The 22267-nt window shown below is 60.9% G+C and carries 18 protein-coding genes; 7 read left to right on the top strand and 11 right to left on the bottom strand.

Annotated elements, in window-relative coordinates; translation table 11 throughout:
* The first annotated feature begins 19 nt into the window (after positions 1-19).
* Positions 20-940, top strand: coding sequence for a Csu type fimbrial protein (locus ACEN2T_RS25055; protein ID WP_442117747.1), 921 nt, complete (start codon positions 20-22; stop codon positions 938-940).
* Here ACEN2T_RS25055 and ACEN2T_RS25050 read toward each other — a convergent pair.
* A complete protein-coding gene (locus ACEN2T_RS25050; RefSeq protein WP_095184398.1) occupies positions 937-1674 on the bottom strand; it encodes an anti-sigma factor family protein in 738 nt (245 codons plus the stop codon). The genes ACEN2T_RS25055 and ACEN2T_RS25050 overlap by 4 nt on opposite strands.
* Positions 1671-2177 carry a sigma-70 family RNA polymerase sigma factor gene (locus ACEN2T_RS25045; RefSeq protein ID WP_032889850.1) on the bottom strand — a complete coding sequence of 169 codons (507 nt, stop codon included), beginning with the start codon at positions 2175-2177 and terminating at the stop codon, positions 1671-1673. The genes ACEN2T_RS25050 and ACEN2T_RS25045 overlap by 4 nt, the downstream gene beginning before the upstream one ends.
* A gap of 169 nt (positions 2178-2346) precedes the next feature.
* Between ACEN2T_RS25045 and ACEN2T_RS25040 the strand changes: the two genes are divergently transcribed.
* Together ACEN2T_RS25040 and ACEN2T_RS25035 are read left to right on the top strand one after the other, a co-directional pair.
* The gene (locus ACEN2T_RS25040; protein WP_122765504.1) at positions 2347-3429 is read left to right on the top strand and encodes a catalase family peroxidase; all 1083 of its coding nucleotides are present in this window, start codon (positions 2347-2349) and stop codon (positions 3427-3429) included.
* Positions 3426-3965: a cytochrome b gene (locus tag ACEN2T_RS25035; protein ID WP_099600977.1), complete on the top strand. Its 540-nt coding sequence runs from the start codon at positions 3426-3428 to the stop codon at positions 3963-3965. The genes ACEN2T_RS25040 and ACEN2T_RS25035 overlap by 4 nt, the downstream gene beginning before the upstream one ends.
* 21 nt (positions 3966-3986) lie before the next feature.
* Here ACEN2T_RS25035 and ACEN2T_RS25030 read toward each other — a convergent pair whose 3' ends face one another.
* Positions 3987-5138 (bottom strand): M14 family metallopeptidase, encoded by a 1152-nt coding sequence (locus tag ACEN2T_RS25030; protein ID WP_032889844.1) that lies wholly within the window; start codon positions 5136-5138, stop codon positions 3987-3989.
* Positions 5139-5236: 98 nt separating this feature from the next.
* Between ACEN2T_RS25030 and ACEN2T_RS25025 the strand changes: the two genes are divergently transcribed.
* On the top strand, positions 5237-5449 hold the full coding sequence (locus ACEN2T_RS25025; RefSeq protein WP_442117735.1) for a hypothetical protein: 213 nt from the start codon (positions 5237-5239) through the stop codon (positions 5447-5449).
* Between the two features lie 151 nt (positions 5450-5600).
* Here the strand turns inward: ACEN2T_RS25025 and ACEN2T_RS25020 are convergent, their stop codons facing one another.
* The gene (locus ACEN2T_RS25020; protein WP_339483130.1) at positions 5601-5951 is read right to left on the bottom strand and encodes a DUF6124 family protein; all 351 of its coding nucleotides are present in this window, start codon (positions 5949-5951) and stop codon (positions 5601-5603) included.
* Between the two features lie 131 nt (positions 5952-6082).
* Between ACEN2T_RS25020 and ACEN2T_RS25015 the strand changes: the two genes are divergently transcribed.
* Positions 6083-6718, top strand: coding sequence for a LexA family protein (locus tag ACEN2T_RS25015; RefSeq protein ID WP_095184402.1), 636 nt, complete (start codon positions 6083-6085; stop codon positions 6716-6718).
* Here ACEN2T_RS25015 and ACEN2T_RS25010 read toward each other — a convergent pair.
* Genes ACEN2T_RS25010 through ACEN2T_RS24995 form a run of 4 tightly spaced genes read right to left on the bottom strand, consistent with a single transcriptional unit; the run spans position 6715 to position 12240 of the window.
* Positions 6715-8640, bottom strand: a complete 1926-nt coding sequence (locus tag ACEN2T_RS25010; protein WP_181643835.1) for an acetyl/propionyl/methylcrotonyl-CoA carboxylase subunit alpha — start codon at positions 8638-8640, stop codon at positions 6715-6717. The genes ACEN2T_RS25015 and ACEN2T_RS25010 overlap by 4 nt on opposite strands.
* Positions 8637-9443, bottom strand: coding sequence for a gamma-carboxygeranoyl-CoA hydratase (locus ACEN2T_RS25005; protein WP_099600981.1), 807 nt, complete (start codon positions 9441-9443; stop codon positions 8637-8639). The genes ACEN2T_RS25010 and ACEN2T_RS25005 overlap by 4 nt, the downstream gene beginning before the upstream one ends.
* Before the next feature lie 14 nt (positions 9444-9457).
* Positions 9458-11065, bottom strand: a complete 1608-nt coding sequence (locus tag ACEN2T_RS25000) for a carboxyl transferase domain-containing protein (RefSeq protein WP_122680618.1) — start codon at positions 11063-11065, stop codon at positions 9458-9460.
* Positions 11066-11076: 11 nt separating this feature from the next.
* Positions 11077-12240 (bottom strand): isovaleryl-CoA dehydrogenase, encoded by a 1164-nt coding sequence (locus ACEN2T_RS24995; RefSeq protein ID WP_032889830.1) that lies wholly within the window; start codon positions 12238-12240, stop codon positions 11077-11079.
* 151 nt (positions 12241-12391) lie between these two features.
* On the opposite strand from ACEN2T_RS24995, the gene ACEN2T_RS24990 reads away from it, so the two are divergent.
* Positions 12392-14026: an AMP-binding protein gene (locus ACEN2T_RS24990; RefSeq protein ID WP_122765500.1), complete on the top strand. Its 1635-nt coding sequence runs from the start codon at positions 12392-12394 to the stop codon at positions 14024-14026.
* An 81-nt stretch (positions 14027-14107) separates the two neighbouring features.
* Positions 14108-19270 carry an NEL-type E3 ubiquitin ligase domain-containing protein gene (locus ACEN2T_RS24985; RefSeq protein WP_442117734.1) on the top strand — a complete coding sequence of 1721 codons (5163 nt, stop codon included), beginning with the start codon at positions 14108-14110 and terminating at the stop codon, positions 19268-19270.
* 549 nt (positions 19271-19819) lie between these two features.
* On the opposite strand, the gene ACEN2T_RS24980 is transcribed toward ACEN2T_RS24985, so the two are convergent.
* The 3 genes from ACEN2T_RS24980 to ACEN2T_RS24970 all read right to left on the bottom strand — a co-directional run bounded on the left by ACEN2T_RS24980 (position 19820) and on the right by ACEN2T_RS24970 (position 22194).
* Positions 19820-20734, bottom strand: coding sequence for a hydroxymethylglutaryl-CoA lyase (locus tag ACEN2T_RS24980; protein ID WP_032889827.1), 915 nt, complete (start codon positions 20732-20734; stop codon positions 19820-19822).
* Positions 20735-20750: 16 nt separating this feature from the next.
* Positions 20751-21143: a MerR family transcriptional regulator gene (locus ACEN2T_RS24975; RefSeq protein WP_032889825.1), complete on the bottom strand. Its 393-nt coding sequence runs from the start codon at positions 21141-21143 to the stop codon at positions 20751-20753.
* A gap of 115 nt (positions 21144-21258) precedes the next feature.
* A complete protein-coding gene (locus ACEN2T_RS24970; RefSeq protein ID WP_095184407.1) occupies positions 21259-22194 on the bottom strand; it encodes a LysR family transcriptional regulator in 936 nt (311 codons plus the stop codon).
* Between the last annotated feature and the right edge of the window lie 73 nt (positions 22195-22267).

Here is a 22267-nt window from a genome sequence, read left to right as displayed (position 1 = left end):
GCTGCAGGCGGGCCCGGCGATGGCGGCGTGCTCGGTGGTCACCACCGCGCCGGCCAGCTTCGGCTCGATCAGTTCAATGACGGTGCGCACTGCCGCGCAGACCAGTTCCACGGCCAACGCCGGTTTGAGTTGCACGTCGGCGCTGATTTCGCTGTTGGTGTCGTCGGACCACTTCTACGCCACCGTTACGTCGGCCCAGAGTGGCATGGTCGGGCCGACCGGTGACGTGATCGCTTACACCCTTTACGGCAACAACAGCAGCAGCTATCCGATTACCCGAGGCACGCAATTCGATTTTGGTGGATCCGGGGGGATTGCCCAGGCGTTGGGGCTGATCGCAGGGCCAGGGACGAAAACCGTGCCGCTGTACCTGAGCAGTATCACGGGCAGCAATGTGGCAGCGGGGCTATATACCGAGACGTTGAACATTGCCTGGAACTGGAACTATTGCTCGGGGATCGGCATCGGCGGCGTCTGCCTGGGACGGGACATTGGTAATGCCGTCGCGACCCTGACGGTCAGCATGATCGTCACCAACGACTGTCAGATCACCGCGCCCAATATCAGCTTTGGCAGTGCTCCGGTGATCAGTGGGTTCACTGCCGTGACCGGACAAACCATCAACATCGCCTGCACCAAGGGCAGTGCCTACACCGTGGGCCTGAGCGACGGCCAGAATCCGCTGAGTGCGGGTGGGCGGCGGCGCATGATTTCAGGCAGCAATTACCTGGCCTACGACATTTTCAAAAGCGCCGGCACCACGCGGTGGGGCAGTGTTGGCGCAGCGCGGCGGGCCAGTTCCACGGCTGAGGTCAACCCCGGCAATGGCTTGGGCACCGGCAGCCAGGTGTTCAACTACAACGCGAAAATCTACAGCGACCAGACCACCCCACCCGCTGGCACCTATCTCGACAATGTAGTGCTGGACGTGGGGTTCTAGAACGGCTGAAGGGAGGGTGGCGGCTGATCCGTCGGGCTGACCACCGCATAGTTGTAGCCGCCGCCGGACCAGTACTGCGCTTGTAACCCATCCGCCGTGCGCTGGCCGCGGGGCAGGAAACCGTTGTCCGGGCCCGGTGGGCGAATGTAGAAACTGATGCGCCGACCCTGGGGATCTTCGTACAGCACCATGGCGGCGGCGCCTTGGTCGGTGGTGAGCAATCGACCGCTGACCGGCTTGAAGCCCGACTGACTCAAGTCAGGCAGGCGGTGGGCCTGGTTGAAGTAGCGGTCGAGCCACGCCTGCATGGTGCCGCTGTCCTGGCCGTTGTAGTCGGCGGGCATGATGCCTTCCTGGGCAAACAGGCGGAACGCTTGCATCGCGTCGGCCATCGGCAACATCGGTGCTTGTGTGGCTTCACGGGCGTGCCAGCCGCCGAGGCCGCCCAGGCTGACGGCAATCAGCAACACCGCCGCCGTGGCGAAGTGGCGGCGCGATTGATGCTTGATGCGTTGGCGAATCAGCGCCGGGTCCAGTGCCGGGTTGGGCGGCTGTTGCAGGGCGCCGCTCAAGGACGCGCGCAGCAGTTGCGCGTCCTGTTGCCAAGCCTGGACCCGGGCCGCGACGTCGGGATGGGCCGCCAAATAGGTGTCGAGCACACGGCGATCACTCTCCAGGAGCTGGTGGTCGACGTAGGCATGCAGGTCGCGTTCGCTGGGGGGCAGGCTGATCATTTGAGTATCCGCAGGGAAGGGCTGGCAATTTCGCCATCGCTGAGTTGACGCAAGGCTTGGCGTGCCCGGGACAGGCGCGACATCACGGTGCCGACTGGCACGTCGAGGATGTCGGCGACGTCCTTGTAGCTCAAACCTTCGACCGACACCCATAACAGCAGGGCGCGCTGTTCGGTGTTGAGTTGATCGAAGGCTTGCAGGGTCGACTGGGCGATCACGGTGCGCTCCACCGACGGCTGCGCGTCATCGCGGCCGGTAAAAAACTCTAGCATGCGTGCATAGCGCCGGGTGCGGCGGTGGGCGTCGAGGAACTGCCGATAGAGGATCGAAAACAGCCACGCGCGCAGATCGCCCTCAACGCGTTTGTCGGCCCAGCGGGTAATCGCCCGTTCCAGGGTGGACTGCACCAGGTCATCGGCGCTGCTGGCGTTACGGGTCAAGGACACGGCAAAACGCCGCAGCCTGGGGATGAGTTCACGTAACTGTTCGTCGAGTTCATGCATGGGTGTCTGGCTGGTCACTACGCTGGGACTAGAGAGACGTCCGGCGTTAAGGGTTATTCCAGGCTAGGAAAAATAAATCCACGGCCAGGGAATAGAGCAGATCGGCATTCGTCTCAATGCTCCGACCTTAAGTTTCACCCCCTAAGGCCTCTGGCCCTGGAGTTTGTTCATGGTAGATCACTCATCACCGCCCCGTCCTGCGTTGAGCACTGCGAGCCTGATTGCGCGACTCGCCGGTATTGGGGCCGTAGTTGCTGTCGTTGCTGGGGCATTTGCCTACGTCAACGGCACGCTCGACCCACAGCGGCTGCGGCCGAAAACCTTGGTCAATGCCCTGGAAACGAATAACGGCGTGCACCCTGGTTTTCGCCGTAACCATGCCAAGGGCGTGTGCGTGGCCGGGTATTTCGAGAGCAGCCCCGAAGCCCGTGCGTACTCCAGTGCCCAGGTGTTCAGCGAGGCCAAGACGCCCCTGGTCGGCCGGTTTGCGTTGCCCAGTGGTAACCCATATGCACCGGACAGCAGTGTGCCGATCCGCAGCTTTGCCGTGCAGTTCAACCAATCCAACGGCCAGCAATGGCGCACGGGTATGAACAGCATGCCGGTGTTCCCGGTAGGCACGCCCGAGGCGTTCTACCAGATGCTCAAAGCGGGTGCGCCCGATCCGGCCACCGGCAAGCCGAACCCGGCGAATATGCCGGCGTTTTTCGCCGCGCATCCCGAGACGGCGCCGTTTTTGGCGTGGGTCAAGACCGCCAAGCCATCGGCCAGTTACGCCACCGAAACCTATAACGGCATCAACGCGTTTTACCTGGTGAGCGCCGATGGCAAGCGCCAGGCCGTGCGCTGGGGCGTGGTGCCGCAGAGCCAGGACGCGGCGGGGGATACTGCGCCGGCCGGTGCTGACTTCCTTGAGAAAGACTTGGCGCAGCGCCTGGCGTCAGGGCCATTGCGTTGGCAGTTGAACATCACCCTGGCCAACCCCGGCGACCCACTCGACGATGCGAGCAAGAGCTGGACCGGCGAGCACAAAGTGTTGAACGCCGGCACCCTGGTGCTGCAAAGCAGCCAACCCCAGGCCGACGGTGATTGCCGCGACATCAACTTTGACCCGCTGATTCTGCCCAGCGGCATCGAAGCCTCAAATGATCCGCTGCTGGCCGCCCGCTCTGCGGCGTATGCCAGTTCGTACCTGCGCCGTGCCGGTGAAGTCGGCCCGTTGCACAGTGCCCCTCAGGAGTCGAAACCATGAATGCCCACCCTCGGTTTTTTGCGCCCCTGGCACGTCTGCTGCACTGGTTGATGGCGCTGATGGTCATCGCCATGTTGTTTATCGGCGCGGGGCTGGCGGCGTCGGTGTCGGAGCGGCATGAGTGGTTGATCCACCTGCACAAGCCGCTGGGGATTGCGATCCTGGCGTTGGTGATCGTGCGATTGGTGGTGCGTTTTTCCACCCGTCAGCCGCCGTTACCGTCTGACTTACCGCAGTGGCAAGTGCTGGCGGCCAAGGCATCCCATCTGGTGCTGTATGGGTTGATGCTGGTATTGCCGCTGCTGGGCTGGGCGATGATCTCGGCGGCAGGTGATCCGGTAATGCTCAGCAGTTCGGTGCAGTTGCCGGCGCTCGTGGCGGCTAACGCGCCGCTGTTTGCGCTGCTGCGCAAGGCCCATGGGTATCTGGCTTACCTGCTGTTTTTCACGGTGCTGTTGCACTTGGCGGCGGCGTTGTTCCATGGACTGATTCGGCGTGATGGGGTGTTGCAGAGCATGACCGGCACCAGGGACTGATGCCGGCTGAGGGCAGGGGCGTTAGCGCAGGACCGTGACGATATCGGCCACGGTACTCAACACATCCTTGCCCAATTGCTTGGACCGCTCACCCGACCAACCGGTTTTCGGGTTGGGGGCGTCGTCGTTGTCCTTGAATGGCATTTCCAGGGTCAGGGACAGGCAGTCGTATTTTTCGCCGACTGCATTGCACGCCAGGGTCATATTGGCTTCTCCCGGCAAGTCGCGGGTGTAGCCATGTGTGGTCTGGAAGTCTCGGGTCAGCGCACTCAAGTGGCGGCGGAAGTGTTTTTCCAGCGCTTCGATACGCGGGGTATAGCCCGGGTTGCCTTCGCAGGCGGCGGTGAACACGTAGGGGATTTCTTCGTCACCGTGGATATCGAGGAACAGGTCCACACCGTACTCTTCCATCTGTTGCTGCACGAACAGCACTTCTGGACTGATCTCCTGGCTGGCGCTTTGCCAGGCACGATTGAGGTCCTGACCCATGGCGTTGGTGCGCAAGTGACCGTGGAAGGCACCGTCGGGGTTCATGTTCGGCACGAGGTACAGGTCGGCAACGGCCAGGAGTTTTTTCATCTCGGCATCGCCGTCCTGTTGCAGGCGCTCGATGATGCCTTCCATGAACCATTCGGCCATGTGTTCGCCGGGGTGCTGCTGGGCGATGATCCAGATGTTGCGACGGCCTTCGCCGCCTTTGCCACGGCGCAGCAATTGGATATCGCGGCCTTCGACGCTTTTACCGGTCGCCAGCAGTTGAGTGCCGGCGTATTTCAGCGCCAGCTCTATCAGCCGATCATGGCGTTCACGGCTGTAGGGCTCGAAGTAGGCGAACCAGGCATGTTTCTCGCGGGTTTCGAGGCTGATGTGCAGGATCTCTCCGTCGAAGCGCGTTGGTACTCGGAACCAGTTGACGTGATCATAAGACGCGACAGCGTGGTAGCCGCTCCAGGCGTGCTTATACGAGGAGCCACCCGCGTTGCTCAGGCGAAAGGTGTGGGTGTGGCCCACGTGCATGCCTTCGGCCTTGAAGTGGAACCATTGGAAATGGTGGCTGCGGGTATCGGGTCGAATTGCCAGCAACAAATGGTATGCATCGCTGGCGTCGAGTACTTGGATATTGCCACTGTCGAAGTCGGTGCTGATCTTGATGGAAGTCAAGGCCACGGTCATAGTCTGGTTGCCTGAATATGAGTGTTGTGACGACTATATTACACAGGAGTCTGGTAAAGACTGGACGCAAAATTGTTGCGAGAAGGGGGGCGTCATCCGTGACGCTGCCGCAGCTTAAAATCTATGAGATTGATTCTCAAGCGCTATTTCGCAGAGATCTGAGCCAGAGCACCCGACTGACTTTCTTTTGGCGATGGTCTTTTGCTACCATGCGCGCCATCGAGCAACACACAGTCTTCATTAGCCTGAAGCCACGCCAGGGAAACTGGCAAAAAAAAGACCCGGCCAAAGAGCCGGGTCAAAAACCGTGATTAGCCTGATGAGGAGATATTCCAAGAGTCCGACCTAAGGTCCCTTGGTTTATCGACTGATCTCGCGATCAGCTGAGCCCAATAATAATCATTATCATTTGCAAGTCAAATGTTTTTATCCCAGTGATAGAAATATTTTCCTTCGCGCCTCTTACGCGTTCGTCTGAGCCTCCGATGCCTGCAGCGACCGCTCTATCATCGCCTTCGCCATATCAATCAAATACACCACCGAAAACGCCAGGTCGCGCTGATTGCCTTGATGGCTGCTCGCCGATTCATAGGCCGTAGCGGCGGCGCTGCGCAACAGCTCTGAGGCGTGGACCAGCGCTTCTTCCTGACTGATGCCCGGTTTGAGTGTGAAAAAACCTTCGTCCGGGACGTGTGCTGACATATTTCCTTTCAAGTAAAAGTCCAGCGCCCTCTGGGCAGCACCGCTGCTGCGCAGGTTGTAAACGTCGTCACTCTTGGTGGCTTCAGGCAGGAGATACGGGCTCGTTGTCATAAGGGGCGGTACTCTGTGTGGGTGTCGAAAACCTTGAGCCTGATAATAGTACGTATCGTATTTATGTCGTTTTATGGATTACTACAAACTGTTTATTGCCCTGAAAAATACCTGCCGTATTGTCTGGCGCCATGGATAACTGGATAGCGTTGGTCAAGGCCAACATGAAAGACCGCAAGGTCACACAGGGTGAGCTGGCTGAACGCTTGGGCATGTCCCAGGGCGGTGTGGGCCATTGGCTCAACAAGCGGCGCGTGCCGAGCCTGGCAGACATGAACCGGGTCCTGGAAGAGTTGGGGCTGGGCTATCTGGAAGTGGTGCAGGAGGTGCGTGAGAAAACCGACGAAGTCCCCATTCAGGCTAAACAGTACACACCGTATTTTCGCTACCCGGTCAGCGAGTGGAGGGGCCTGTGCGAAGTGCGCGAAGAGCGCCCCGCTTATGGCGCCGCGGGCTTCGAGCTGTCGGACTACCATGCCCACGGAGATGCCTTTTGGCTGCCCGTGACGGGGGACGCCATGACTGCGCTTAGTGGCCTGAGCATCGCTGCGGGAATGATGATTCTGGTGGATCCCGCAATCGCCGCACAACCCGGCAGGCTGGTGGTCGCCCAATGGGCAGACAGCCCCCAGGCGACCTTCCGCCAGTTGATGGAAGAGAGCGGCGAGCTCTACCTGGTGCCGCTCAACCCTACCTACCCGAAACGGCTGTTCACCAAGGATTGCCGCATCCTTGGCGTCGTCGTGCAGGCCACGGCGAAGTTCTAATCAGCGGTTTCGAGTTCCACCAGCGCGCAACCTTCGGCAACCATTTCGCCTTCCTGGCAGAACAGCGCCTTGACCACTCCGGCCTTGGGCGCGCGGATGCTGTGCTCCATCTTCATCGCTTCGAGCACCACCAATTGCGTACCAGCTTCAACCGCTTGGCCGACTTCCACCAGCACTCGCACAATGCTGCCGTTCATCGGCGCTGTAAGGCCACCTTGATGAGACTGGTTTGCCTCGACGGCGGCAATTGGGTCGAACAGGCTCACGCCATGCATCTCGCCATCCCAACGCAAGAACAGGGTGCCCTCGCGACGTACTGCCAGATGTGAATGACGCACGCCGTGATGGTCGATCAGCAGGCGCTCCCCGCACAGTCGCGGAACATCTTCGCCCACTGTCACTCGGCGATCCTGCCCATTACAGCTCAAGTGCAGGGAAACCTCGGCGGGTAGCCCGGCACGAAACCCACGGGTGTCCGCCCAAGGCCCTTCACCCGCCGGCAAGCTCTGCATAAATGCCGAACCCGCCGCTTGCCAGAACTCATCGCTCAACTCACCGGGCACTGGCAGCAACTCATCCTGATAACGCGGAATAAATCCGGTATCCAGTTCGGCCGCCGCAAATGCGGGATGGCCAATGATGCGCCGCAGGAAGCCCAGGTTGGTCTTGATCCCGCCGACGGCAAACTCATCGAGCATACCCAGCAATCGCAGACGTGCCTGCTCACGGTCCTCGCCCCAGGCAATCAACTTGCCGAGCATCGGGTCGTAGAACGGCGAAACGCTGTCCCCTTGCCCAACGCCGCTGTCTACCCGACGCCCCGGGCCCGACGCGGATTCGCGGTACAGCGCCAAGTGCCCGGTGGCGGGCAAGAAGTCATTGGCCGGGTCCTCGGCATACAAGCGCACTTCAATCGCATGGCCGATCAGTGGCACCTGTTCCTGGCTGATCGGCAGCGCTTCGCCCTGGGCGACACGAATCTGCCAAGCCACCAGATCCAGGCCGGTGATGGCCTCGGTCACCGGGTGTTCTACTTGCAGCCGCGTGTTCATTTCCATAAAGAAGAACTCGCCGCGCGCATCCAGCAAAAACTCCACGGTACCGGCGCCAACGTAGCCGATGGCCTGGGCGGCACGCACGGCGGCTTCGCCCATGGCTTTGCGCTGTTCAACACTCAGCCCCGGCGCTGGCGCTTCCTCGACGACCTTCTGGTGCCGACGCTGGATCGAGCAATCGCGTTCATTGAGGTAGAGGCAGTGCCCCTGTTGATCGGCAAATACCTGGATCTCCACATGGCGCGGCTTGAGCAGGTATTTCTCCACCAGCATCTGGCCGTTGCCAAACGACGACAGTGCTTCACGCTGGGCGGAGGCCAATGCTTCGGCGAGTTGGTCGACGTGCTCAACCACCTTCATGCCCTTGCCACCGCCGCCCGCTGTGGCTTTTAGCAGCACCGGATAACCAATACGTTCGCAGGCGGCGCGGAAGGTTTCCAGGTCTTGGGCTTCGCCGTGATAACCCGGCACCAACGGCACACCAGCGGTTTCCATCAGCGCCTTGGCGGCGGATTTGCTACCCATGGCGTCGATGGCCGAGGCGGGCGGGCCGAGGAAGATCAGGCCGGCGGCTTCAATCGCCCGGGCAAAACCGGCGTTTTCCGATAAAAAGCCGTAGCCCGGATGAATCCCTTGGGCACCGCTGGCGTGGGCGGCCGCGATGATCTTATCGATTTGCAGGTAACTTTCCGTGGCCTTGCTGCCGCCCAGGTCCACGCGAATATCCGCCTCGCGACTGTGCCGCGCATCGCGGTCGATGGCGCTGTGCACGGCCACGGTTGTCAGGCCCATTGCTTTGGCGGTGCGCATCACCCGGCAGGCAATCTCACCTCGGTTGGCTACCAGCAGGGTCGTCAGTGTACTCATGGGCGCGGCTCCTGGGATTGCCAGCTCGGTGACCTTTTTTGCAGGAACGCCCTCAATCCTTCCTGCCCCTCGGCACTGACGCGAATCCGTGCAATTGCGTTTTCGCAGTAGCGGCGCAGTGCTGGGGTGAGGGCGCCGTTGCCCACTTCACGCAGCAGATCTTTACTCGCGCGCATCGCTGCCGGGCTGTTTTGCAACAGGTTGGCAATCCACTGCTCGACCTGGGTATCCAGCTCACCGGCCGGGTAGCTTTCGGCCAGCAAACCGATGTCTCGCGCACGTTGGCCACCAAAGCGTTCGGCCGTCAGAGCATACCGGCGCGCCGCGCGTTCGCCGATGGCCTGCACCACGAACGGACTGATCACCGCCGGCGCCAGGCCAATGCGCACTTCCGACAGGCAGAACTGCGCGTCATCGGCGCCGATCGCCATGTCGCAGCAACTGATCAACCCGAGGGCGCCACCGTAGGCTGCGCCTTGCACCACGGCCAAGGTCGGGATTTTCAGCTTGGCCAGGTTGTACATCAGCTCTGCCAGTTCGCGGGCGTCGTCGAGGTTGGTGTGGTAATCCAACTCGGCCGACTGCTGCATCCAGGCCAGGTCCGCGCCGGCACTGAAGTGCTTGCCGCGCCCGCGCAGCACCAAAAAACGCAGGGATGGATCGCCTTGCACCTGGTCGAGAGCAATGATCAATTCGCGGATCATTTCGGCATTGAACGCGTTGTTCTTGGCTTCACGACTGAGCCACAGGGTGGCGAAGCCACGGCTGTCGGTGATCAGTTCGAGGGTGTTGAAATCGCTCATGGGTACAGCTCCGATTACATGCGGAACACGCCGAAGCGGCTCGGCTCGATAGGGGCGTTCAGGGAGGCGGACAGCGCAAGGGCGAGCACCTCGCGGGTCTGCTGCGGATCGATGACACCGTCGTCCCACAGGCGCGCGCTGGAGTAGTAGGGGTGGCCCTGGGTTTCGTACTGATCGAGGATCGGCTGCTTGATCGCGGCTTCTTCTTCAGCACTGAATGCATTGCCCGCACGCTCGGCCTGCTCACGCTTGACCTGCACCAACACGCCGGCGGCCTGCTCGGCGCCCATGACCCCGATGCGTGCGTTGGGCCACATCCACAAAAAACGCGGGTCGTAGGCGCGGCCGCACATGCCGTAGTTACCGGCGCCGAAACTGCCGCCGATGATCACCGTGAACTTCGGCACCTTGGCGCAGGCCACGGCGGTGACCAGCTTGGCGCCATGCTTTGCGATGCCGCCGGCCTCGTATTTCTGGCCGACCATAAAGCCGGTGATGTTCTGCAAAAACAGCAGTGGAATCCCGCGCTGGCAGGCCAATTCGATAAAGTGCGCGCCTTTTTGCGCCGCCTCGGCAAACAGAATCCCGTTGTTGGCCAGGATCGCAATCGGGTAGCCGTGCAAGTGCGCAAAACCGCACACCAGTGTTGTGCCGAACAGCGCCTTGAATTCATCGAACACCGAACCGTCCACCAACCGTGTGATCACTTCGCGGACATCGAATGGCTGCTTGGCATCCGCCGGGATCACGCCGTACAGCTCATCGCTGCTGTACAACGGCGCCACTGGCGCGCGTTGCACCAACTGGCCCTGCTTGCGCCAATTGAGGTTGGCCACACTGCGTCGGGCCAGGGCCAGGGCGTGTTCGTCGCTGTCGGCATAGTGGTCGGCCACGCCGGATATCTTGCAGTGCACATCGGCCCCACCGAGGTCTTCAGCGCTGACCACTTCACCCGTGGCGGCTTTTACCAGCGGTGGGCCGGCAAGGAAGATGGTGGCCTGCTGGCGCACCATGATCGCTTCGTCCGCCATGGCGGGTACATAGGCGCCACCGGCTGTGCACGAGCCCATCACTACCGCAATCTGTGGGATGCCTTGGGCGCTCATATTGGCCTGGTTGAAGAAGATCCGCCCGAAGTGCTCGCGGTCGGGGAATACTTCATCCTGGCGCGGCAGATTGGCGCCGCCGGAGTCCACCAGGTAGATGCACGGCAGGCGGTTCTGCTCGGCGATGGTCTGGGCGCGCAGGTGCTTTTTCACGGTCAGTGGGTAATACGAACCGCCTTTCACCGTTGCGTCGTTGGCGACGATCATGCATTCGACGCCTTCCACGCGACCGATCCCGGCGATTACCCCGGCTGCAGGCACGTCTTCGCCGTACACCTGATGGGCGGCCAATTGGCTGAGTTCAAGGAACGGCGAGCCCGGATCGAGCAGGCGATTGATGCGCTCACGGGGCAGCAATTTGCCACGTGAGGTGTGCCGCTCCTGCGCCTTGGCGCCGCCGCCTTGTTGCACATGGGCGAGCAAGGTGTGCAGGGCGTCGACCTGTTGGCGCATCGCCGCGCTGTTGACGGCAAACTCCGCCGAACGCGGGTTGAGTTGAGTGTGCAAGGTGGCCATGGGGCGCTCCTTCAGCGAGTTTCGTTGAAGAGTTCACGACCGATCAGCATCCGCCGAATCTCACTGGTGCCGGCGCCGATTTCATACAGTTTGGCGTCGCGCAGCAGGCGGCCGGCGGGGAATTCATTGATGTAGCCGTTGCCGCCGAGAATCTGGATCGCGTCCAGGGCCATTTGGGTGGCGCGTTCGGCGCTGTAGAGGATCACCCCGGCCGCGTCCTTTCGCGTGGTTTCGCCGCGCTCGCAGGCCTGGGCCACGGCGTAGAGGTAGGCGCGGCTGGCGTTGAGTTGGGTGTACATGTCGGCGACCTTGCCCTGGATCAGCTGGAATTCGCCGATGCTCTGGCCGAACTGCTTGCGGTCGTGGATGTAGGGAACGATCAGGTCCATGCAGGCCTGCATGATCCCCGTAGGGCCCCCGGACAGCACCACACGCTCGTAATCGAGGCCGCTCATCAGTACTTTTACGCCGCCGTTGAGCACCCCGAGGATGTTTTCCTCGGGCACTTCGACGTCATCGAAAAACAGTTCGCAGGTGTTGGAGCCGCGCATACCCAGCTTGTCGAATTTGCTGCTGCGGCTGAAACCCTTCCAGTCGCGCTCGACGATAAACGCAGTGATGCCGTGAGGGCCTTTTTCCAGGTCGGTCTTGGCATAAATCACGTAGGTGTTGGCGTCGGGACCATTGGTGATCCAAGTCTTGCTGCCGTTGAGCACGTAGCGGTCGCCGCGCTTGTCGGCGCGCAGTTTCATAGAGACCACATCTGACCCGGCGTTCGGCTCGCTCATGGCCAGAGCGCCGACGTGTTCGCCACTGATCAGTTGGGGCAGGTATTTGAGTTTCTGTTCGTGATTACCGTTGCGGTTGATCTGATTCACGCACAGGTTCGAGTGTGCGCCGTAGGACAGCGCTACAGACGCCGAACCACGGCTGATCTCCTCCATGGCCACCACATGGGCCAGGTAACCCAGGCCGGCGCCGCCGTATTCTTCGGCCACGGTAATGCCCAGCAGGCCCATGTCACCGAACTTGCGCCACAGGTCGGCGGGGAACAGGTTGTCACTGTCGATCTGAGCCGCGCGAGGCGCGATCTCCTTGGCCACGAAGGACTGCACCTGGTCGCGCAGCATGTCGATGGTTTCACCGAGGGCGAAGTTCAGGGACGGGTAACTCATGGACAGGCACCTTAAATATCAGCGTTGTTGTTGTATGGAGGGCTCATCAGAGGAGGGCGCTCACCTTTACGTTAACGTAAGCTTGCGTTGTGGTGCTGTCAATCGTAGTTTACGTTTACGTCAACCTACAAAAAAGACAACAGGGGTCGTTATGGATCAACCGCAGCCGAGCTATAGCCGTGGCGCTCAGGACAAGGCCTTGTTGGCCATGACCATTGGCCAGGCCTTCGATCGCACCGTCGCGCAATACCCGCAGGGCGAAGCGCTGGTAGTGCTTCATCAGCAACGTCGTTACACCTGGCAGCAATTGGCCGAGACGGTTGAGCTGCATGCCCGCGCGTTCCTCGCATTGGGCATGCAGACCGGCGATCGCCTGGGCATCTGGGCGCCCAATTGCGCGGAGTGGTGCATCAGCCAGATCGCCAGCGCCAAGCTCGGCGTGATCCTGGTCAACATCAACCCGGCGTATCGCAGCAGCGAGCTTGCCTACGTGCTCAAGCAATCCGGCTGCCAATGGCTGGTGTGTGCCGGTTCGTTCAAGACCTCCGATTACCATGCCATGTTGCAGGAACTGAACCCCGACCTGCGCGGCCTGATCAGCCTTCACCCCGAGCCGCCCGCGGGGTTTATGCCTTGGTCGCAACTGGCGAACCTCGGCGCCGGCGTTGCGCCTGAGCAACTTCACGCGCGCCAGGCCAGCCTGCACTTCGATCAACCGGTCAACATTCAATACACCTCCGGCACCACCGGTTTCCCCAAAGGCGCCACCCTCAGTCATCACAACATACTCAATAATGGTTACATGGTCGGCGAAAGCCTGGGCCTCACCGCGCAGGATCGTCTGGTGATCCCGGTGCCGCTGTACCACTGTTTCGGCATGGTGATGGGCAACCTGGGCTGCATCACTCACGGCACCACCATGATCTACCCCAATGACGGCTTTGACCCGCTGCTGACCCTCACCGCCGTCGCCGAAGAGCGCGCCACCGGCTTGTATGGCGTGCCCACCATGTTCATCGCCATGCTCGATCATCCGGGCCGCGCCGACTTTGACCTGTCCACCCTGCGCACCGGCATCATGGCCGGCGCCACGTGCCCCATCGAAGTGATGCGCCGGGTCATCAGCGAACTGCACATGGGCGAAGTACAGATTGCCTACGGCATGACCGAAACCAGCCCGGTGTCGCTGCAGACCGGCGCCAATGACGACCTGGAACGCCGCGTGACCACTGTCGGTCGCACCCAGCCGCAACTGGAAAACAAGATCATCGACGAGGCGGGCAACACCGTTGCACGCGGCCAGATCGGCGAACTGTGCACCCGTGGCTACAGCGTGATGCTCGGCTACTGGAACAACCCCGAAGGCACCCGAGAGGCCATTGACGACGCCGGTTGGATGCACACCGGCGACCTGGCCAGCATGGATGAACACGGTTACGTGTGCATTGCCGGGCGCAACAAGGACATGATCATTCGAGGCGGCGAAAACGTGTACCCACGGGAGCTGGAAGAGTTCTTCTTCACCCATCCGGCAGTGGCTGACGTGCAGATCATCGGCATTCCCGATGCGCGCTACGGCGAAGAAATTGTCGCCTGGATCAAGTTCCACCCTGGCCATGTGGCCAATGCGCTGGAGTTGCAGGCGTGGTGCAAGGACCGCATAGCGCACTTCAAGACGCCTCGGCATTTCAAGTTTGTGGAGGAGTTCCCGATGACGGTGACGGGCAAGATCCAGAAGTTCAGGATGCGCGAAATCAGTCTCCAGGAGCTGCAGGGCGACGCCTGAAACGCGGTGCATGGCTACCGCTTCGGTATGGGGCCCATTGCCTAGAGTGGCGGGATATTCCGCTATCTGAAGGCGATGCACATGACAGACCCAGCGACACCTGACATTGAGGAGGATCAGGGCCCTCACGTCACGGTAATCCGCGACAACACGCCCGGGTGGTACACCGATGCAGTAGACGCGCGTAAAACCGAACTGACCGCCGTGGGCCTGCGTATTCCGGATTGGTACAAACAGGCGCAAGCGCCAGCCAAGGAGCGGCTCAAGAAGGTTCACGAGCGCAGTCGGCGCTCGCTGAACCAGCTCGATCAGTTGCTTGGTTCGCTGCAAAATCCGGCGGACTACGCCGAGCCATTACTGGTTGCCGCCATCGAGAAAACGTTCGGTAAACGCCTGGACGTTCGCCAGGTGTTCTATGCGCGCAAGATGGCGAACACCACATGCAACCCCGGACCCGCTGAGTTGGAACCCGACAGCGAGCATGCACTGGCGCCCGAGTTTTATTTCTATAAAGGCCTGAGCCTGCTTGAAGCGGCGCTGAATAACTTCACTGCGAGTGAGGCCACCGCACCGGTGTGCGGTGATTGCCACCTGATCACCTGTTACAACTTTCACAGCTACCGCGTACGCGTCATTCATTCTGTGTGGAGTGTCCAGGCGCAAAAACTGGACATTGACGCCTATCGTTTTGCCCAGTTGTGTCGGGAGCTTGACCTGGGCAAGTCATACTTCGAACACGTGCGTACCACGATCAATGCGCACATAAACGCGGTGCCAGAAGCGCCGCCCGGAAAGCTCTACAGCACGCTGATCACCAGCCATCGAAACCAACTGGAACTGGCCGCTGAGATCGCCTTGATGAAGGCGGATATCGACCCGTCTCAGCATGCGCTGATCAAACAGATCCTGATCGACCCGGCTGGACGCAAATGGGCGGGTGATGATGTCGCGTTCTGTCGATTTCGACTGCTGGGGCTGGAGCTGGACAGCATCCTGATCATCGGCCCGCGGGTGATGGAGCAGTACCTGGTCAACTCCGAGATCGTGCCTCGGCCGTGCATGGTTTACATCCCCGGCGATCCGCTTTATCCGCTAAAGGCCTATGACAACGTGGGCGCTTTCACCGAAGCACTGACCCTACGCCTGTGCCGCGCACAGTACCGCACGTTCTTCAGCCAATTTGTGCCACTGGCCGAGCAGAATGATTTTTTTGCCAAGCTTAAAATGTTGCTTGACCCTGAAGAGGGGTACAGCTTCAGCAATGATTTTGATGCAAGCAAAAGGACGCCGGTCCAGCGCCAGGGGGACTACGGCAAGGTCTGGAAAGACGTGTGGTACGACAGCGCGCTGCAGCGCGTGCGTTCGATCATGAACAACGCCAGTGCCGGCGCGGTCTCGACCGACGACATCACTACGCGAACCTACAATGCCTGGCTTTGGTCGTGGGGCAGCAGGGCCCTGGATATTCTTAATCTGGCGGCGTTCGTGGTGCCGGTGCTCGGTGAAGTGATGCTGGTGGTGGGGGCGATACAGATGGCTCGCGAGGTGTGTGAGGGCCTTGAGTCATGGTCCGACGGCGACACGCACCAGGCCTGGGCACATCTCTCGGCGGTGGCGCTGAATGTGGCGGGGCTGGCGGTCCCCAAGGCGCTGACGGTGTTGAAGGACACCGCGTTGGTCAGACGGCTGGTGCATGTTCAGATGGGCGGGCGACCGCGTCTGTATGACTTCAGCCCGGGTGCCTACAAGCATCAGGTTACATTGCCGGCCGGTCTTGTACCGCAGTCCGATGGACTCTATCCCCACGAGGGGCGCCTGTACTTGCCGGCTGCAGGTGGCGGCCACTATGAAGTCCAGGCCGCACGGGGCCGCAATGCCTTCACACTGATCCATCCCGAAGGTGACACGCGTTATGCACCGCGTATCCGGCATAACGGCGAAGGCGCGTGGGTGCACGAGTTTGAACAGCCTTTGAGTTGGGATCGCACAACCTTGTTGCGCCGTATGGGCCCCCGTGTCGAGCGCCTGAGCGATGACCAGTTGGAGCAGCTTCGGCTGATCAGCGGGGTGTCCGATGATGAACTGCGCCGTATCTATGTCGAGCAGCAACTGCCGCCACCGATATTCAGCGAAACCCTGCGGCGCTTTGAGTTGGCGGGCAAGCACCAGGCGTTTATCGACCAGTTGAGCAGCGATGATCCGCAGGTGTTCGGCCGGGTCGACGCGACCTTGCAATTGAAATTGCTGATGGACAACGGCCTGTGGCCAAAATCCAGGGTGCTGGTGATCTTTGATGCCGAAGGCAATCTGACCTGGCGTTCTGACCGGGTCAGGACGCGCAGCCAGGTGGTGAAGCTTGATGCCGAGCAGACCGACAGTGGCATGTTGCTGCCAGCTTTTCTCAAACAATTGAGTGAGCCTGAAATCCGTCAACTGCTCGACGAAGAGGCCGTGCTGCACGATCTCCGTACTCGCCTGGATTTTGGTGGGCTGACGGACGAGGAAGGCGATCCCATTCCCCGGCCGGCAAGCCGAGAAGACTTGGAGGCAAAGGCGCAGCTTATGATGCCCGCGCAGCGTACGCCCGAGGCGAGAGCACTCAGGTACCGTGACCGGTTGCTGGAGGTGGCGAAGAACACCCAGAGCAAGCTGTACCGCGAGGAGGTTTTGGCCGGTGATAGGCCCAGCAATACTCATGCACAGCTGATCCAGGACAGCTTCCCCGGACTGCCCCGGCTTGCCGCCGAGGAGCTGGCCAACCACGCCAGCCCTGAGGAGTTGGTGCACCTGGACAGCACATCCCGGTTGCCCCTGCGTCTGGCCGAAGAGGCTCGTTGTTACCTGCAAAAAGCACGGGTCATGCGTGCGCATACCGACATGCTGTTTGACAGTGAATTGACCATGGATGGCGTACACCTGGCGCTGCACAAGCTGGCGGCGCTGCCCGGCCGCCTCGACGGTGTCGGCATCGAGTTGCGTGCAGGCACCTATGACGGGCCGGTGCTGGACCGCATAGGCCGTGCGGACGCCCCGCGACAGCGGCGCCTTGTGCGCGTCAGCATGAAGGAATGGGCGGTGTACCGCGAACCGCAAGTGGCTTCGTACCATCGTGCCGATAAAGACGCGTTCTACAGCGCGCTACTGGTGGCCACCGAGGATCAGGGCCTCGACATGCCGCGAATACGCGAATCGACGCCGACCTTGAAGGCACAGATCACCACTCAGCCGTTGAGCGAACAGGCGAGCCGCCAAGCCCTGCGCCTGCAAGCTTTCAAGCCGGGGTTCAAGTCGCCCATGCGCCTGGCCGACGGGCGCATCGGCTACCCGCTCAGCCCGGTGGGCGGCGCACAGCAATGGCCCTCGGTGTGCGTGATGAAAGCAATGATGCTGTACCCGTCGAAATCCATCGAGGCGGTGGTCGAGATGCTGGGGTTGCAAGGCCGTGGCAGTGCGGCGCTGGTGGCCAGGCTCAATCAGCTTGAACAAGAGTTCGCACAGCTAGACCGGGAATTGGTCGCCTGGCAGCAACAGGGTGAGCCCGGTTACCGCAGCGCCAGGCGTCGGGTCAGCGCGACCGTGCGATACGCCTGGCAGCGCGAGTCGGCTACGGCGTTCGCGGCAGATGGCACGTCTATCGGGCATGTCCTGGATCTGTCTGGTGAAGTCATCGACGAGCTTCCGCAGCTCAGTGCCAATATGGACCACGTGGGCCGCCTGACTTTACGGCGCATGGGGCTGTCGGACAGCTCCCTGCCGTTTCTGCAGTCCTTCGGCGGTTTGCGCTGGCTGGACATGCGTGAGAACAACCTCACTCAACTGCCGGAGTTCGCCAATGCGGGCGTTGGGCTGACCAAGCTCAACCTGAGCCGCAACGATATCCGCCTGACCGAGCAAAGCCGAGCGCGCCTGGAAGGCATGCATGGCCTCAAGATTCTAAACCTCTCCGGCAATCGCAACCTTGGATGGACCGCCGACGTGCGCAACATGCGCAGTCTGAACCAGCTGTATCTGAGCGATACCGGGACCACTCGTTTCCCGGCGGGCGTCGAGCAACTGACTCAACTGGCGCGGATCGACCTGCATACCAATCGGCTCACGACACTGCCGGAGTACGCGTTCCAGCATCTGGAACGGATCTCTGTGCATGACAACCCCTTTTCGGAGGCTACCCGGGTGCGCCTTCCCGGTGAGTTTCCGGTGAATCAGGCGCAATGGGCAGACCATGTCACCGCCGACGAAGCGCGGGTACTCTGGCTGGCCGATACACCGACGGCGCTGCAGGCCGAGCGCGGGATCCTGTGGGATGACCTGAGTGCCAGTGCCGACTCGGCGCCGTTCTTCACGGTACTGGCCGACACCACACGCAGCGCCGAATATGCCTCATCCAACACCCGTGCAGCCCTGGCGGCGCGGGTGTGGGACATGCTGGAAGCAGCACAGCAAAGTCAAGACATCCGCGAAACGCTCTTCAGCACCGCAGATGATCGAGTCACCTGTGGCGATGGCACCACGGTGGAGTTCATGAACCTTGAAAGGGAACTGATCGGCGCAAGGGCCCTGGTACAAGCGGGGGATGCGCACGCGGAGGGCGCACTGATCAGCACCGCGAAAAAACTGTTTCGCCTGCATCTGGTGGACACCCTTGCGCAACGGGACGTCGAGGCGCGAGGGCCTGGGTTCACCGAGCAGGTCGAAGTCATCCTGGCCTATCGGGTCGGTCTGGCGGACCGGCTGGACCTGCCCGTCAAATCCCGCGGCATGTTGTTTCCCCAGCAAGCCAATGTAAGCCCGGCAGCACTCGACCAGGCCTATACGCAGGTGCTCGCGCATGAGCGGATGGTTGCGGATGAGTCAGCGTTTTTTGCCGAGCGGCGTTTCTGGCAACAGCACTTGCGCACTCGCTACCCTCAGGAGCTTGAGGCCTTGACGGCGCCCGGTACCGCGCTGAACCGGGCCAAGGGCGAGGCGCTCGAAGCGGTCTCGGACTGGCAGGCGCTGGAGGATAGCGCGCCGGACAGGGCGCAGTGGCAGGCAACACACACCGAATTGGTCGATAACCTGATGACTGTGCTGGGTAAGCCCAGGGAAGAGATTCTGGTGGATGGCGCGATGCAAAGTGCGTTTTATATCGAGCAGTTCAACCTGCTGCGCGTGGCGCAGTGGGAGCAAGAAGAACAGGCCATGCGCACGCTGACGCGGTCGGTGCTCAACAACGCCGCCGCGGAGCAGGGGACAGAGGTCTGAAAAGGCCATGTGCAGAAAGCACAAAGGGGACCCGAGGGTCCCCTTTAATTTGTCGTTGCGTGCTCTTTTTTATTATTGAAGGGCGGCCTGTTGTTGTTTTTGGTAGCCGTGACCCTTTACCGCTGTTTTTAGCGACCCCCATGCGGGGTCAAGAGCAAACGTATTTTTTTGAGCGCTGACCTGCTTCTTCGTGACCGATCCAACCAGTGGGTAGCTACCTGAGGTAGTTTTATTTTTCTCTAACCGGTTGCGGGTTTCGGCGAGCCGTACCCTGCGAAGCACATCTTCTCCAAAAAAATCTGTTAGCTGCGTCTCTGCCGTGTTGTTTTTGTTATGTCAGAGTCGTTTCGTCTTATTTTTATTAGGTTTGGCGCTTTTTATTCTTGTTATGCCATAGAGATAGCAGAAGCCGTGCCAACTTTTAAAAAGCCTTTAAAATCAGCATGTTAGTTTTTTGTTCGGATTTGGCTTACGCAAAGTTCGACAAAATATGTTCCCGTGTTACTCGATGTGTAGTCGTGCGGTAACACATTGTCACGGCTGCTCTACTCAAACGGCATTACGGACCTTGGCCACCCGCGAACCCGTAGGGCGGCCTAGGACCTGACTGATTTGCAGGCCTGCGGCAATCAATGCTTGCAGGTCGATGCCGGTGTCGATCCCCAGGCCGTTGAGCAGGTAGACCACGTCTTCAGTGGCAACGTTACCGCTGGCGCCCTTGGCGTAAGGGCAGCCGCCGAGGCCCGCGATAGAGCTGTCGAACACACTGATCCCCTCCAGCAGACTGGCGTAGATGTTGGCGACCGCCTGGCCGTAGGTGTCATGGAAGTGGCCCGCCAGTTTGTCCCGTGGCACCTGCGCACCGACGACATCGAACAGCCGCCGGGTTGAGCCCGCCGTGCCGGTGCCGATGGTGTCGCCCAGGGAAACCTCGTAGCAGCCCATGGCATACAACTCCCGCGCGACTGCGGCAACTTGCTCTGGCGCAATCTCGCCTTCGTAAGGACAACCCAGCACGCAGGACACATAGCCGCGCACGCTGATGCCATGTTGCCGGGCTGCAGCCATGATCGGCGCAAAGCGTTCCAGGCTTTCACTGATGGAACAGTTGATATTGCGTTGGGAAAACGCCTCGGACGCTGCCGCAAACACCGCGACTTCTTTCACCCCGGCCGCCAGCGCATCCTCAAAACCCCGCAGGTTCGGTGCCAGTGCGCCATAGGTCACGCCGGGCTTACGCTGGATCTGCGCAAACACCTCGGCCGAACCGGCCATCTGCGGTACCCACTTGGGCGAGACGAAACTGCCAACTTCGATGTAGCTCAAACCCGCCGCGCTGAGGGCGTCCACCAGTTGCACCTTGTCGGCCACGCTGATGGGTTGGGCTTCGTTCTGCAGCCCATCGCGCGGACCGACTTCGACCAGGCGCACATGGGAGGGGAGTGGATTTGATGGGTGGGACATGGCAGTTACCTTCTGATCAATGGCCAGCCTGGCTCATGGTGTGCGCGAGGGCCTGGGTGCAGCGCTCTTCGGCGGTGTCCAGTTCCAGTTTCATCTGTTCGATATCCAGCAACTGTTGCTCAAGCTGCTCGCGGCGCTCTGCGATCTTGGCCAGCATGCTGTTGAGCTGGATGTGGTTGCCGCTGCTGGGGTCGTAGAGCTCGATGAGCTCGCGGCATTCGGCCAGGGAAAAACCGATGCGTTTGCCGCGCAGGATCAGCTTGAGGCTGACCTTGTCTCGTGCCGAATAGATGCGTTCCTGGCCCCGGCGCTCCGGGGTCAGCAGGCCTTGTTCTTCATAGAAGCGAATGGCGCGAGTGGTGATGTCGAGCTCGCGGGCGAGGTCGGAGATGCTGTAGGTGATGCTCATGGCGGCGCTCAAGAAGGTCCTGGCGCTAAGCTAATGGCAGGTTGACGTAAACGTCAAGGCCAGCTTCGCTGACCATAGGGGGCAAGCCCCCTCCCACAAGGTGCGCGCTTCAACCTCAGGCTTGTTGTTTGTCCAGCTTCTTCTCATGGGCCGTAACCTGCTGGCACAACTCGATCATCTGCTCACGCATCCAGCGGTTGGCCGGATCCTGGTCGGTGCTTTCGTGCCAGTACAGGTGCGTTTCCACCGGAGGCACATCGTTGACCGGCAGGTTGACCCAGTGCAACTCATGGCGCCGTGCGAAGCGTTCGGGCACGGTCATCACCATGTCGGTCTGCTGCAGCACTTGCGAGGCCATCAGGTAATGCTGGGAGCGCAGGGCGATCTTGCGTTGCAGGCCCATCTTGCCCAAGGCCAGGTCGACATGGCCCAGGCCGTTGCGGCGGCTGGAGATGTGGATATGGGTCAGCCCCAGGTAATCGTCGAGGGTCAGCTTGTCCTTGCCCGCCATCGGGTGGCCCTTGCGCATGGCGCACACGTAGCGGTCTTCCATCAGCTTGACGTGGCGCACTTGCGGGTCGGTGTTGAGCGGCGCATCCACCGCAAAATCCAGGCGCCCGGCGGCCAGTTCCTTAGTGGTTTCGCGGCGCTTGGACAGGAAACTTTCGATCACTACCGTCGGCGCCAGACGGCGCAGGCGCTGGAACAGCGCCGGCAGAATCACCGCTTCGGTGAGGTCGGTCATGCTGATGCGGTAGGTCTTGGCCGCCTGTTGCGGATTGAAGATACGGCTTTCCTGTACCGACACTCGCAGCAACGACAGCGCATTACGCACCGGGCCGATGATGTTCTGCGCCATCGGCGTGGGCACCATGCCCTGAGCGGTGCGTACAAACAGCGGGTCGTTGAAGGTCTCGCGCAGGCGTGCCAGGGCGTTGGACACCGCCGGCTGGGTGATGCCGACGATCTGACCGGCGCGGGTCAGGTTGGCTTCGGTGTAGATCGCGTCGAAGACGATAAAGAGGTTGAGGTCGACCTTGCTCAGATTCATTGGGTTGCGCTCTTATTGTTAGGTGGCGATTTGTTGCGTGCTGAGACGCCGATCATATATCGGTGATGAATGT

It is taken from the genome of Pseudomonas sp. W22_MBD1_FP4, assembly GCF_052113765.1.
Lineage (GTDB): Bacteria > Pseudomonadota > Gammaproteobacteria > Pseudomonadales > Pseudomonadaceae > Aquipseudomonas > Aquipseudomonas sivasensis.
Note: the sequence above shows the minus strand (reverse complement) of the source record. Positions and strands in the feature narration are given on the sequence as shown.